The 13,187-nt window shown below is 50.6% G+C and carries 12 protein-coding genes and 1 pseudogene; 11 read left to right on the forward strand and 2 right to left on the reverse strand.

From position 1 onward, the window contains the following. Window positions 1-329, forward strand: a pseudogene (locus V7080_RS16090) (DNA adenine methylase); the annotation flags it as partial. On the opposite strand, the gene V7080_RS16095 reads toward V7080_RS16090, so the two are convergent. Continuing rightward, window positions 316-1,455: a NotI family restriction endonuclease gene (locus tag V7080_RS16095; RefSeq protein WP_334189408.1), complete on the reverse strand. Its 1,140-nt coding sequence runs from the start codon at window positions 1,453-1,455 to the stop codon at window positions 316-318. The pseudogene V7080_RS16090 and the gene V7080_RS16095 sit on opposite strands and share 14 nt — an antisense overlap. Window positions 1,456-1,816: 361 nt before the next feature. Between V7080_RS16095 and V7080_RS16100 the strand changes: the two genes are divergently transcribed. Continuing rightward, a complete protein-coding gene (locus V7080_RS16100; RefSeq protein ID WP_334189409.1) occupies window positions 1,817-2,611 on the forward strand; it encodes an ATP-dependent Clp protease proteolytic subunit in 795 nt (264 codons plus the stop codon). 94 nt (window positions 2,612-2,705) lie between these two features. Here V7080_RS16100 and V7080_RS16105 read toward each other — a convergent pair whose 3' ends face one another. Next, on the reverse strand, window positions 2,706-3,035 hold the full coding sequence (locus V7080_RS16105) for a helix-turn-helix domain-containing protein (RefSeq protein ID WP_334189410.1): 330 nt from the start codon (window positions 3,033-3,035) through the stop codon (window positions 2,706-2,708). A 220-nt stretch (window positions 3,036-3,255) separates the two neighbouring features. Here V7080_RS16105 and V7080_RS16110 point away from each other — a divergent pair, with 220 nt between their 5' ends. From V7080_RS16110 to V7080_RS16150, 9 genes are all read left to right on the forward strand, one after another. Then, complete coding sequence (locus V7080_RS16110; protein ID WP_334189411.1) at window positions 3,256-3,933, forward strand: hypothetical protein; 678 nt, start codon at window positions 3,256-3,258, stop codon at window positions 3,931-3,933. 273 nt (window positions 3,934-4,206) lie between these two features. Beyond that, a complete protein-coding gene (locus V7080_RS16115) occupies window positions 4,207-4,758 on the forward strand; it encodes a hypothetical protein (RefSeq protein WP_334189412.1) in 552 nt (183 codons plus the stop codon). A gap of 520 nt (window positions 4,759-5,278) precedes the next feature. Further along, window positions 5,279-5,869 (forward strand): hypothetical protein, encoded by a 591-nt coding sequence (locus V7080_RS16120; protein WP_334189413.1) that lies wholly within the window; start codon window positions 5,279-5,281, stop codon window positions 5,867-5,869. Window positions 5,870-5,902: 33 nt separating this feature from the next. After that, window positions 5,903-7,159 carry a radical SAM protein gene (locus tag V7080_RS16125; protein WP_334189414.1) on the forward strand — a complete coding sequence of 419 codons (1,257 nt, stop codon included), beginning with the start codon at window positions 5,903-5,905 and terminating at the stop codon, window positions 7,157-7,159. Further along, entirely contained in the window at window positions 7,086-7,820 is a 735-nt protein-coding gene (locus V7080_RS16130) for a hypothetical protein (RefSeq protein ID WP_334189415.1), read from the forward strand. The genes V7080_RS16125 and V7080_RS16130 overlap by 74 nt, the downstream gene beginning before the upstream one ends. Window positions 7,821-8,009: 189 nt before the next feature. Beyond that, window positions 8,010-8,306, forward strand: a complete 297-nt coding sequence (locus V7080_RS16135; protein ID WP_334189416.1) for a hypothetical protein — start codon at window positions 8,010-8,012, stop codon at window positions 8,304-8,306. 703 nt (window positions 8,307-9,009) lie between these two features. Next, complete coding sequence (locus V7080_RS16140; RefSeq protein WP_334189417.1) at window positions 9,010-10,188, forward strand: tyrosine-type recombinase/integrase; 1,179 nt, start codon at window positions 9,010-9,012, stop codon at window positions 10,186-10,188. 36 nt (window positions 10,189-10,224) lie between these two features. After that, window positions 10,225-12,180, forward strand: coding sequence for a DNA primase family protein (locus V7080_RS16145; protein ID WP_334189418.1), 1,956 nt, complete (start codon window positions 10,225-10,227; stop codon window positions 12,178-12,180). 15 nt (window positions 12,181-12,195) lie between these two features. Further along, window positions 12,196-12,993 carry a hypothetical protein gene (locus V7080_RS16150; protein WP_334189419.1) on the forward strand — a complete coding sequence of 266 codons (798 nt, stop codon included), beginning with the start codon at window positions 12,196-12,198 and terminating at the stop codon, window positions 12,991-12,993. Window positions 12,994-13,187: the final 194 nt, after the last annotated feature.

Here is a 13,187-nt window from a genome sequence, read left to right on the forward strand (position 1 = left end):
GGGTGAAGCAGCGCGTCAAGTTTATTGAAGGCGATGCATTTAACGTTATTCAAGAATACGCGAGCGAACCGCATGCCGCTTTTTTCGTAGATCCCCCATATACAGCAGGCGGGAAAAAGGCGGGTACCCGACTATACCTACACAACTCAATTGACCACATCCAACTCTTTAACGAAATAGGAAAGGTTCAAGGGCATTTCTTACTAACCTACGACAACGCGCAAGAGGTTATCGATCTTGCTGCACGTAACGGGATGGTAGTATCGAAAATACCGATGAAGAACACGCATCATGAAATCATTTATGAGCTCTTAATTAGGAAGGCGTAACGTTACCGTTCAATTTAGCCCGAATTCGATCTTCGAAACGCCCCTGGGCTATTGGGCGTCCGCCAGTTAGCCCTTTCACTGACTCTTCGAGAGTCGTAAAATAAACTGGTGCTGGTTTAATTTTGAAACGATTTTCCCCTGGTACCAACTCAAAATCCAAAACGAACCATGCGATATCTGCGTTGGACAACTCGGAAACGGTTTCCATCGTTCCAATTGACTTGTAAAAAGAGCGATCGACAACTACAGCCATCTTCTTACCCCACCTGCGCAGGGTTGGTACTTTTATTTGAAGCTGGGGCATCAGGCGCTTCGGACCACTGCTCCGGTAGTCTGGCCTCCGAACTTCTGTCGGCCAAATAATTCCACTCCCCCCCTGATCAATGTCTTGCTCGATCTCGGAAAATTCCTTCGCCATTCCTTTACCCGAAAAGTAAACAGCTTGAATTTCAAGTGCCGCCCACATCATCGGGTGGTCGCGAGGCTTAGATGTATCAACGAGAATCATGTCTAAGCGCCCAACATCTGCTCCCTCGTCTGAATCCACTGTTTGCTCTGACTCTAAGAATCCCACTTCGACAGCTATGTCCGGAGATGGTTGGCCTAAAATCGTTTCGCCAACCCATTTGAACGCTTTGTGAGATTCATGAAACCGATTTGGACACGTAGCACGGAGGCCGCCTTGCTCCTCCTCTATCGGGACCGGCGAAATTATTCCATCCGCACTCCGCCTATAAAGACGTAGTGAACAAACGCCCCCAGGTTTATTGCAAAGCGCCCTAACCGTTTCAGTGCTCTTAAAGGGGCAAATTTTGTTCCCTCGCAGTTCAGCATCGGACTTATTTCGCAGAACATTTAGCCTATCTATGTCCCGTGGCTTGCTAAGAGTACCAGCAACCTCTTGCGCCGCCAGTGTTTCAAGCCGTACTCTCTCTTGCTTATTCAGTTTGGATTTCGGAATAGGCCGGAAGTCGATAAGCTCCTTTCTTTGCTCCCTATCTAAGTCGAAGAAAGAAAGGCCATACCATTCCGCAATACCAAATCGCGAAGTAGCAAGAACCTCCGTTAGACGTTGTTCTTCGACAGCTTGTCGATCCAATAACTGCATTTGTTCGTTTATTGTCATTCTAGGAAACTGACGCAATTGATTATTGAAAATAGCGAGAAACAACCGGCGGCAGCTATCGACTTGATAATCGTGACGGCTGCATGCAGGAGTTTCGCACTCTAACAAAACTCCCGCTCGGCTATCACCGAATTGTCGACATATCGCCACATGTATTATATTCATGGTCAATTTTGACCATACACCGCCCTAAGATCGCTATCAATCATCGGGCATTTTCAGCGGCTCAGTCCTTGCGAATAGGCCACTAACGTAGCTCCGTGTGCCTTCAATGTGATTCAATCGGTCGCTGACGCTCTTTCCACTTGACAACAAACTAGCCTCCCTTGAACATTTGTTTATTCTGAAAATAGAGTATGCAATGATCAAGAGTCCACTCGTTATACTGATTTTTTCTTTCTTCATAGCCGCCAACAAAGCGAATGCCATTGAGATTATCGATGATGGCTATAGTTGGTCCTTGAATGGGGAAATTCGGAAAGGCGATACTCAGAAAGCACTAAATCTTTTGAAAGGCCGGAAGGACTGGCAAATGCCCGCTCATCTATACTTGAACAGTCCTGGCGGTGACGTTGTCGAAGCTCTGCTGCTTTCAGAAGTTCTCCGTAAGCTCCATGTTCGATTAACTGTCAGTAAAGGAGGCATCTGCGCAAGTGCGTGCTTTTTCTTGTACATCGCAGGATCCACGCGGGACGCAGACGGTTCATTTTTGAAAGATGGAAGAAGGGTTATTGCGGGTAAGCTTGGTCTGCATCGCCCCTATCTGCGTGGCGTTTCGGACGCACTTACTTTTGAGGCCGAACAGCGCAGTATTATGCGTAAAATCTCAATTTACTTGGATAACCAGCGTGTTCCCCGACGGCTTATTGACAAAATGATGAGTCACTCTTCGGTAGACATTTACTGGGTAACTCGCGAGGATCTCCGGGAAATTGGACGAGAGCGCGCAGAGACTGAAGAGATTTATTTGGCCCAGTGTGCAGACCTGGAGGGTGGCACCATTGACTATGGTGCAATTGGCACAATGGAAGTGTCTTCCAATATGCGACGCGCTGGTTGTGCGATTGCAATTCAAAAAGAGCTTCGGGGTGATTGGCCTAGAAAGTTAAGCGAGGGAAAATGGTTTCCTTCGAATCCACTAGATGCAATTCCTTAGATGCGGTTGGCTACATTGTAGGCATGCATTGAAGCCGCAACGTAAGAGAGTAGGACTTCTCCCGCTTGCTCCTTTTGTCCCGAATTCCTAAGCACTATTTTTTCCGGCCAGCTCGCCAGTGCTGTGCGTAGTGCACCGCAAATCCGTACACAAATTCTTTCTCCCGTAACGGCAAATCCTTTACCACTTCTCCCAACAATTCGCCAAACGCTTCGCTTTGCGTCGTATCGGCCAGTAGTGACGGTAACGACACTTTCAAAAGCTTTGCAAGCTCTTCCAGTCGATCAATGGAGGGAAGCTGCGCGCCGGTTTCGATACGAGATACGGTGACGTTTTCCAAATCGAGCGCTTCAGCCAACTGACTCTGTGTCATACCAAGCCGAGTTCTTGCAATTTTAATATTGCGCCCAATACGTTCACCCAACGCGACTCCCTTTCCCGTTTTTGCTTTTCTCGGCATGTGGCGCTTCCAAAAATCCACATGGTCAGATGGCTAGCATCTCAATTAAATGACGTAATACGACATGTTAATTGATATAAAATGATACTCGGCAGCAACATTGACCTGCTGGTGTCGTTCAAATTTTAAGTACTCCGACTGCCGAACCAGCACTGCGAAGTAACCATTGTGAATAGGGAAAGCGATGAAACAGCTTGAAACTCTTTTAAATCAAGCATCACAAGAAAAACGGGACGCTCTAGCGAAACTGCTTCCACCGGAAATATTCAAAAAAGGTGAGCCTGCCTCAACTGAGAAAATCATCAAGGCGATTCGATGGGCGCATGACGACAGTATCCTCAGAACTGCATTCGCGGCGCCGAAGAGTTACCTGGAAATTTTGCAATCAGTAGCTAAGCATCTGGAAATTAACCTCCCAGTCGACGAAAACAACGATGCGGCAATTGAGCAACGCATCTGCCAGAAAGTAATGACTGGTGTCCTTGCAAAAATGGATGACTCGCAGCGAGCCGCATTCATTGCAGCGATTGATAAGGAATATGGCAGAAACAGCAGCTTTATCGGCACCGGGGGTGTGGCAGCCACACTCGCCGCAGGCAAGTTGGGCGGCTTTTCGACCTACATGCTCGCCTCGTCCGGGTTGGCCGCCGTATCGGGAGCCGCCGGGCTCACCCTTCCATTTGCAGCATACACAGGCTTGAGCACCGCATTAGGTACAGTTCTTGGTCCAGCGGGTTGGATCAGTCTTGGTCTTTTCGCGCTCTTGAAATCTCGCGGGCCGAGCTATGACAAATTGATTGCCGCCATTCTCTACATCGCCATGCTGCGCAACGAACCGGCAGACATGGCCGTGAATACTTGAGGATGCGTCATTTGCCCGAACTGCATTGCCAGTTTCGGTCCTTGCAACGCCCGAATATGCTCTGGTTTTCGGCATATATGATTTTGATAGTCGAACCGACTACACAGCGCCCAGGGATCGTTTGCGATTCTTGGGCGTTTTCTTTTTCAAGGACATGTTACAGGGCTTCCCATTGAAGGAATACAGGAAGGTCCTTCTTGTGCTCGGTTTGCCTGCCATATCCAAGGCCTTGAATGCAATGCGTAACCAGTTTTTCTCACATGAAGGAACAGCATGAAAAGTATTGAAGCCGCAGCAGTTTTTGCCCTGTTTTCCATGGTATCAGCCATGGCGTTCGCCTCCCAGGATTGCAGCCGCTACGTCGCCAGCATCAATAAAGATTTGGCAACCTATCTCTCGACTGTGGGTCCGCGCCCGATGAAGGATATCAGCCTGGACAAGTTCGGAAATAAGGTACACCCTCAATGGGGCAACCCTATCGTCAAGCTGAATTCCTACACGCTGCCGGAATCGATCAGCAAACAACTTCTGTTTCGCATCACCGACGCCGCGACGAAGGGAGTACGTACCGCGAACGGTCGTCTGGCATGTGGATTTAAATACGAAGCGAGCGATGGCTACAAGACGGAGCGAGGCATCATGAACTTCGATGTGGAGCCTTTTTCCAGCACCGATCAGGTGACAATGTACGTCAGCCCTGGAGCGGCAGACAGTGGTGTGCAATTTCGGGCTGGTGGATGGGCACAAGAAATCATCAATGCGGCAGTCCGCAAGTCCTTGGCGAGCGATCCCAAGTACAAAGGCCAGTTTGATGTCGTGTTTTAACGTCCGCAGTTGATACATCTGATGAAACGTCGGCTATCAAAAACAGGTATCTGAATACGAGTTGGGGAAACTTGTGAATACAACTCTTCCAACGTACTACCCTCGCTGACACGTCGATTCAGGTGAGTAGTTCGACAAAGCCCGGAGCTAATATGGACTCTGGGCTTTTTCATTTTCAAATCGACATTGAGGATTCTTACTAATGATGAAAGTTACCGCCAAACCGACTTGGGAATGGTCAGGCAAAAATACCCGGACGACGTCCGGTAGCGGGCGAGCATCGGGTTCTCGTCCTAGCTCGGTCGACCTTAAACAATTTATTCTGCCGCGAAGCATCGATCTGTCTCTGTCATTCGCTCTCAAATATCGCCGCTGAGCACGTCACAGCGACGAAATCTTGCGCCAGCGCTGCAGCAACAAGAATACGGAAACGCTGCACTCCTGAATCCCCTTAACCCCATCGGTCACGGGGATTTTCCTTTTGCACTGCTAATGAATACAAACGACACCGGAGAACCGCATGAGCAATCTCGAAGCAACTATTAAAACCCCGAAAGACTCACTCGCGTCTGCACCCACTACCGACCTACCTGATACGAGCAGCAAGCAGTCATTCTTGCTGTTAAAGACTGGCACTGCAAGCAAGCTTGGCAAACAATCCGAAGGCAGTATCAGTTACGACGTCCTTACCGATACCCATCGGCAGGCCCTGCACATCGTCATCACTGGAAACGATGGTGGTGGCTACTTCAGCAACGAGACTGTCCTCTTTTCGAAGATTGAAGCCTGCATCACCAGTCGCGAACGGGAAAAGCCGTTCCCATCAAAGACTTTCAAAGAAGCATTCGTCGGACGCAGCAGTAACAACGCCGGCTTTCTTGCGGCCATTCTGCATGCTGAGGGTCTTCTCGCTCGCTCCACGGACAACCAGGCGAAGCATGTTCTGGCCGGGGACTGGAATGCCTGGGAAAAGGCCTTGTTGTCCGCGTCTGGAAAGACGATCGAAACCGACCCCGTCGTACCAGGCAAAAAACAAGTTGAAAGCGATTCCACTCCGGATCATAAGGAACACAAGAAAACCCTGACGCTGCCACGCAAGAAGGCAACGTGAGCCGGTTTCTGCATTTTATTCAAAGGATACGACATGGCATCAGCACATCCAAACTTCACGGTCATCGTGAACTGGAATAAGAAGGGATTTGGATGCGCAAAGGCCTGCTCCTACTGCAACTGGCGCGGCTGGCCTGCGCTACCAAAAGGCCCCCAGTCGAAGGAGCAAGTTGCTGCGTTCATCTTGAACTGTAAGAAAGGCACCATATCGATTAGTGGCGGCGCCGACCCGCTCTATCGCTTCGAGGAGAATCTTCCTCATCTCTTGTCGATGGTCCGGGTCATCAAGGAGCAGGGCTTCAAGGTGCGCGTCATTACACGTGAGATTGAGCACATTGCGAAGCTAAGAGGCATCGTCGATCGCTTTTCAATTTCTCTGGATTCGGACGTACTTGCCGCCTTGGACGGCTACCGAGAAGAATGGAGAGGCTTGGATATTGAGTACTCAATCGTCCTCCCTCCCTTCCCTACCTCGCAATTGATCACGTTGATGCCGCAGTACGCAGCGCTGCAACGACAGCTCGGTCGTCGTCTTGTCTTGCGGGAGAACTTCAACTCCCTCCACAAGGTGGACTTCAGCCAATTGTCCTCGGGTCATCAAGGCATCGTATTCGTCCCCAAGGCATTGTGTCTATCAGGCCGTTACCTCGCAGACCAGCAGGAGTACTCGGGCCAAGACATCTTGCTGGACCATCAGCAGCTGTTCGCCTACCTCATGCATGACCCTCGCATTCACTTATTCGGTGGAGCGGTCAAGCACATGCTGAGCCCGTCGATCCACAGTGAGTTTACCGATATCGATCTTCTTGCGACAAGTACCGATGTCATGACGCAGCTACAGGAGCACTTCGGTTATCGGTTCAAGGAGGTAGCGGAGACAGCAAGCTCCTCTCCGCGCTACTTCCTTGGCAAGTCCAGCCGTGCCGGCAAGCCCATTCACCTTGTTCTCGTCAAGTCGATAGAGGAAGCCCGACGATTCATTCTCGCTGCGCAGTACGACATCGATCGGGTTGGCTACTGCGATGGACAATTCTTCTTTGACGAACGCATTAGCGAGGCAGCTATTCGGCATGCAATCCAGACCAAACAAGCCACCTTCGTTGGAGGTACACGCGACATGACGTTATTCAGCTCTAACCGACCTCAAGTTGAAGCACGCCACCAGGGCAAGCTCGCCCGCCGTGGTTTTGTTATTCACGATTACAGGAAACTAGACTATGCAAGCAACCATCTTCATCCCTCCGGAAGCCATGAGAACCGTAGAGGCGATTCAGTTGTTAGATTACTATGATCGGGTTACGCTAAGCGATCAGCCCGCAACCGATTTGACAGCCGCACCAGGCTACTTCCTCAACACTGCAGCGTTACGTATCGCCGAACTACCCGCCGCAGCAAGCATCGCCCTGTCTTTGTCGCCTGACCAAGGGAAGGCCTATACGCAGTCCCTGACCGCTCCAAAAGAGCTACGTGGCGTCGTCTACGCTGGCGCACCCTATCTTCCTCCCCATTACGCGAGCATCATCCGGTACTGGTCACCCATAGCCGTCAGCGCCTTCCATCAAAACGCCGTCTACTACCAGAACGTTCATAACGCCTATCTCGTTCAACTCACGTTTGCAGAGGGTGAAGATCCGATGGACTCGTATGCCGAGCGCATGCCGGCCGACGAGCTGCTAACCGATGGCATCGTGTTCTGCATTTCGGGACTTGCTGCCCGGCTGGAAGATTGCGATTCGCAGCATTTCGTCGAGATCTTCCTGCCGATCGATCCCGTCATTCTTGGCATCGAGCATGACGGATTGCGATCGACTGACGAGTACCGCTTCGATGCGTCCGGTCAGTGGGAACGGATTTATGTACGTGTCGCTGACATCATGGCGTCGCCCAATCCAGACCTTGTCGCAATCTCTGCACTCCGTAGTGAGCTTTTTGACTACGGCTACGTGTACTGACCTTCCAAAAGCAGCAGATCACTTCCTCGCGCTCTTTATACCTTTCGCAGGCATAGAAAGCGTCCTCAATCTCGTGCCCAACGCAATAAAGGGCTAGAGCGCATCTCATCAATCAATATCGAGAGCCGTCCAGTTCACATGGCCGGGTGCGGGTTCGCTCACGCAGTTTTTTCAATGAAAGGATATTCCATGGTTCCGCGCGCTATCTCTGAAGCCGCAATCTTTCGTCTTGGCCGCTTGGTCGCCACACCGCAAGCGCTGTACACCCTGGAACAGCAAGGTGTCACCCCATTCGCATTATTGAAACGTCATGCATCAGGGGATTGGGGTGATGTGTCGGCCGAGGACGCTATGGCCAACCAGATCGCCCTGCAATCCGGTTCTCGGCTGTTTTCCGCGTACCGCATTGGGGACGATTCAAGGATATGGGTCATCACAGAGTCGGACAGGTCCTGTACGACCATCCTCCTTCCAGCAGAGTATTGACGCGACTGAAGCAGATTATGTGCGTCACTTTTAGATCACGCATACAGGTTCAGGAAATCGATAGGCTGAGCTGACACAGCTGGCACGCTGGCACAGAAGAACTGCGATGTTGGTCCTTTCGATGTGCCAGCGTGCCAGCTGTGTCAGCTCACTGTATCGAGATTCTGCAAGTACCTAATGCGACGTAGCGACTTACCGAAAATGGACCAAGCTGTAGAGGCTTCAACAAACTTGCATGGCTGCCAGATTCACATGATTGCAAGCGCGGGTTACCGTAATAGAAGATAGCAAATCGACAGGCGCCTTTCAGTTTCAAGGACTTGGAAGACTTGTTTCGACAACAGCCACTCTCAGCAGCATTGGAAATATCCTTGACGGCAAAGTTATTACGTGTAGACTTGCGGCCTTACAAATCAACGCCGTCGTAGCGTTCGATTTGTCGGACCGTAGTTACCGCACACAACTACTTGGTTTGGCCACCTTTAAGCGCCACCGCATCGAAGCATCGCTTCTCAGCGGACCCCCGACCCCGTAAAAGATTTAACTTTAGCTGCATGGCATTCGAGCGTTTAACGCCGTTGCCTTGCTTTTGACGCTCTCGACACTAGTGATTTGGTCTATCGAATCTGGTGCGGCTTCTTTGCGCACTTCTATTTGAGACTTCGTCATTGGTGCCGACCGTTGCACACAAAATGAGGGAAAAATGAAGCTACGGCCTATCAAATGGACGAAGGCAATCCTGGAAAAGTTACCGGCACACGTTGTCGGCGCGGCTTCCAGCAACTACGAGATCACTGACCCGGTAGTCGCAGGACTCAAGCTACAAGTTGGAACCACTGGGCGAAAATTCTTCTGGTTCCGATACACGTATCGTGGAAAAAAACTGGCGATTCGAATTGGTGAATTTGGCCCTATCTCGATTGAGGAAGCACGTGACATTGCTAACACGGCCCGAGCAATTGTTGATCGGGGTGGGAATCCACAGGATGAGCGGGACCAGCAGAAATCTATGCCGCTGGTGCACGAGTTCGCTGAAAACGAGTATGTCCCCCATGCAGCATTAAACAAGCGAACTTACAAAAACGATATTGCAAAATTTCGCGATCACATTCTGCCGGTGATTGGACATCTCCGTTTGTCCGAGGTTACTACGCGAGATGTTCAGATGCTGCTAAACGGCTTGAAAGGCAAGCTGGCACCAGCGACCATTAATCGTGTGCATGCCCTTCTGAGTGTCTTCTTTAACCTGGCCGTGTCATGGAAGCGAATTTCGACCAGTCCATGCGACGGGATCAAGAAGCTCAAGGAGAACAGTAAACCGGAAAACTTTCTGACCCCAGATGAGGTTCGTCGCATTCTGGCCGCTGCAGCTAAGGATTTTAATCAGATTGCCGGACATGCGATTTCAGCGTTGCTTTTAACCGGTTTACGTCGATCTGAAATCTGCCTAAGTCGCCATGAGCATTTGAATTTAGGAGATGAAAAGGGAGGAGGATCGCTTTATCTGCCGCACACCAAGAGCGGCCGTTCTCGGCATGTAGTTCTTAACGATGCTGCGCTTGAAGTGTTCCGGAGCGTACCTCGCATTGGCGATTCGCCTTGGATTTTTCCTGGGAAGGATCCGATGAAACCGCTGAACAATCCTACCAAGGCATGGCACCGTATTTTGAAAGTTGCCGACGTAAAACGTTGTCGTTTACACAACTGCCGGCATTCATTTGCAAGCATGCTCGTCAATGAAGGCGCTTCGCTATACCAAGTGCAGCAGCTGCTCGGTCATGCATCAAGCGTTACGACTTCCAGATATGCGCATTTGGCTTCCAGCACTTTACGCAACACGTCGCAGCTCGTCGCCAATCTCGTCAACGAAACTCAACAATGAAAGGAGTCCCGGCCATGGCGTCGGGACATGACAACCATGATCACTATTAATCAATACAATCGTGTAGAAGAGAAAAAACCTTTCAAAGTTGACCGAGATATCGATGCAAAAGCTTTCCGCCTTCTTGTTGGAAGCTGGGACCATGAGGTTAGGAACGATAAGGAGACTGCACCGATCTTCACGATGTGCAATTACGGTCGAATGCGAAATCGCACGAAGGCCAATATCGTCAGCGTCACTGGTATTGTTCTTGACGTTGATGACGGAAATCCCAATAAGCAAGTGGAAGATGCGCTGGCCCGCTTGGAACCATACGCTTTTTTCTGGTACACGACATACCAGGCCACGCCAGCTAATCTACGTAGCCGAATAGTCGTACCAATCTCGATACCTGTAACTGCCCAAGCCTACGAAAAGGACATGCTTGCGCTACGCCTAGCGAATTGGCTTGGGCTCGCATTCGATGACTGTTCCGAGAAGGCTACACAATTCTATTTCTTGCCGACGAAGCGGACAAAAGATAGCTTTGCCGACACTTACATAAATGAGTCGGATGTGTTGTTCGATATCGGAATTCTTCCGCGTGTAGTGACGAGGCCAGAGAAGAGGAAAGACGGATCCGCAGCGGGGGACCAAGTCGCCATCTACTCTGCCGTCGATCAACTGGTGACTACCATGTTCGGAGGCGTGGCACCGATGTTCACCGCGGAGCGGATCCATGCCTACTCTGGCGGCGTATGGCAAAGCATTGATCCGGACAGATCCTTCTGTCGGCAGATCATCGAACATCATGAGCGCAAGATCAGTATTCCGCAGGCGATGGATCTGATGCATGCCATGAAAGTTATGTTTTCCTGCGACAGATTTCCCGACGCAGCGACCAACAAAATAACGCTGACGAATGGCACGCTGAATACCGATACGGGCGAACTGGAACCTCACAGCCACGAGAACTATCACCGTTCCGGCATGCCATTTGCCTACGACCCTGAAGCAAAGTGCGTTCTCTTTCTAAAAACACTGGACGACATTTTCCTTGGCGACGACGACAAGGAAATGAAGATCATGAAACTGCAGGAATGGACAGGCTGCCTGCTGACGCCCATGGTGAAGTTCCAAGTGATGATGTGGCTCTATGGAGCGGGTGCGAATGGCAAGAGCCTCATCATGCACGTCATCCGGGCGCTTCTTGGAGCCCAAAACGTGTGCTCGATACCACTCTCGCAGCTGGGTGCACGTTTCATCGGTGCCGAGCTGGAGGGAAAGCTGGCAAATATCGTAGACGAGATTGCTACGAATGCGCTCATGCAGGAGGAGGAGCTTAAGAAGATCATCAGCAGTGACCCGATTCTGGTAGAGCGCAAAGGCAAAGACCCTTACTTTTTTTCGCCAACGGCGAGGATTATGGCGGCTACCAATACTCTTCCGCCAAGCAAGGATTCCACCCACGGACTGGACCGTAGGCTCATGATTCTTACCTTCAATCGAACCTTCAAGCCGGAAGAGATGGATCGTGACCTCGTTGCCAAGCTGGTGCAGGAACTGCCAGGGATCTTCGTTTGGGCACTCGGAGGCATGCTGCGCCTGAAAGCTCAGGACAAATTCACAGTACCACCATCGAGTCTAGCGGCTATGGAAGACTTCAAGTCCTGCCGCAACTCCGTAGCGCTGTTCAAACGCGATTGCTTAGAACTGCCAGGAGCCAATCTGACGTTGGTGGGCGGAAGCAACCAGTCGTTCCGCTTCCCTTCTCACGACCTCTACAGAACGTACAAGACGTACTGTGTCGCCAACACGTATCAAGCGTTCGGGAAAGAAGGATTCGGGAAGAAGCTCAAGGAACTCGGGGTCGAACAGATCCGTACAGGTGGCAAGCGGTACTACGTTGCGAAGGTCGTCAACCTCGAAGAAGCAGGACTTTCCGATGATCGCCGTCCCGGTCCCACGATGGTCCCATTTTCAAGTATTGATGACGACTTGGAGGCGGCGTAAGCAGAAGCACGCCGCATGACGCCCTACTTTCATCTGACAAACCAAGATTCAATTATGAAAAATGCAAATACCAACAGAATCGTTCAGGATAGCGCCGAGCTTTCCACCTCCACCATCTCGCTTGGCCGTTGTGGCACGGTCGTCAATCCAATGACAGCTCATTTAGTCGACTGCGCTGTATTACGGAGCACTTACGGCGTCATTAGCGACTGGGAACCTCCTGTTCACGTGTACACAGATGAATACTTTGAGTATTACGGCTATCTACGTAAGGTACCGCCCTGGGATGGCATGACGCGCACGCTTGCTGTGTACCCAAGCGATGGATCAGGAGGCGACTTTTGGGTTGTCAAAGAATCGCCTAAACCTTGTTTTGAAGGAGGCGCCGATAGTATCGTTTATCTTTACATTCCGTACATCGCTGGTCATGCACCCGATTTTAGTATGGAAGATTCGATCATCTGGTTTGCGGACGGCAAGGTCGTCGCCCATGGGAATATCCAGAACGTTCTACAGAATCAAATCATCGTCGTTCGCGATGGACTCATCGTTCCAATTATCGTAGAGCGCTTCCCCTATCCATTCCCGCCGTTTGAAATCCACCAATGCGTAATTGAAGAATGTCCCTCCGCGTATGCAGGTCTTTTCACTGAAGCTGCTTGTCCTGTTCCTAACGATAACGCTATTGGTCATGAGGTAACTTCGAATGCATTAAGCCTACCACCTTTGGCGAATTTGATGGACGACAACAGTCTTGGATGCGGCATTCTGGAAAATTTGGAAGATATTATGAAACGCCAAGGTTTGGCGTAACGATTGGCTGTCCCAGGTCCGGCCGATACAACCAAATTTTGTAGGACATGCTGGCGGTGCTATGCCAAGAACGGCAGCATGTCCGTGTAGGTGCTGCTCCGGATATTTCGCATTAAAGTTCTCCGACACATTTCTGATCTCAACGCAAACAAACCTGAATTCATGTAGGGAGAATTTGTCAAATACCTGTGAAC

The organism is Noviherbaspirillum sp., assembly GCF_036846085.1.
In the GTDB taxonomy this organism is placed as follows: domain Bacteria; phylum Pseudomonadota; class Gammaproteobacteria; order Burkholderiales; family Burkholderiaceae_D; genus Noviherbaspirillum.

Bases quoted from the DNA above. Each gene is read 5' to 3' on its own strand.
- V7080_RS16135 (WP_334189416.1), top strand. From the start codon at position 8,010: ATGGTTCCGCGCGCTATCTCTGAAGCCGCAATCTTTCGTCTTGGCCGC.
- V7080_RS16125 (WP_334189414.1), top strand. From the start codon at position 5,903: ATGGCATCAGCACATCCAAACTTCACGGTCATCGTGAACTGGAATAAG.
- V7080_RS16130 (WP_334189415.1), top strand. From the start codon at position 7,086: ATGCAAGCAACCATCTTCATCCCTCCGGAAGCCATGAGAACCGTAGAG.
- V7080_RS16145 (WP_334189418.1), top strand. From the start codon at position 10,225: ATGATCACTATTAATCAATACAATCGTGTAGAAGAGAAAAAACCTTTC.
- V7080_RS16140 (WP_334189417.1), top strand. From the start codon at position 9,010: ATGAAGCTACGGCCTATCAAATGGACGAAGGCAATCCTGGAAAAGTTA.
- V7080_RS16115 (WP_334189412.1), top strand. From the start codon at position 4,207: ATGAAAAGTATTGAAGCCGCAGCAGTTTTTGCCCTGTTTTCCATGGTA.
- V7080_RS16100 (WP_334189409.1), top strand. From the start codon at position 1,817: ATGATCAAGAGTCCACTCGTTATACTGATTTTTTCTTTCTTCATAGCC.
- V7080_RS16150 (WP_334189419.1), top strand. From the start codon at position 12,196: ATGACGCCCTACTTTCATCTGACAAACCAAGATTCAATTATGAAAAAT.
- V7080_RS16095 (WP_334189408.1), bottom strand. From the start codon at position 1,455: ATGACAATAAACGAACAAATGCAGTTATTGGATCGACAAGCTGTCGAA.
- V7080_RS16120 (WP_334189413.1), top strand. From the start codon at position 5,279: ATGAGCAATCTCGAAGCAACTATTAAAACCCCGAAAGACTCACTCGCG.
- V7080_RS16110 (WP_334189411.1), top strand. From the start codon at position 3,256: ATGAAACAGCTTGAAACTCTTTTAAATCAAGCATCACAAGAAAAACGG.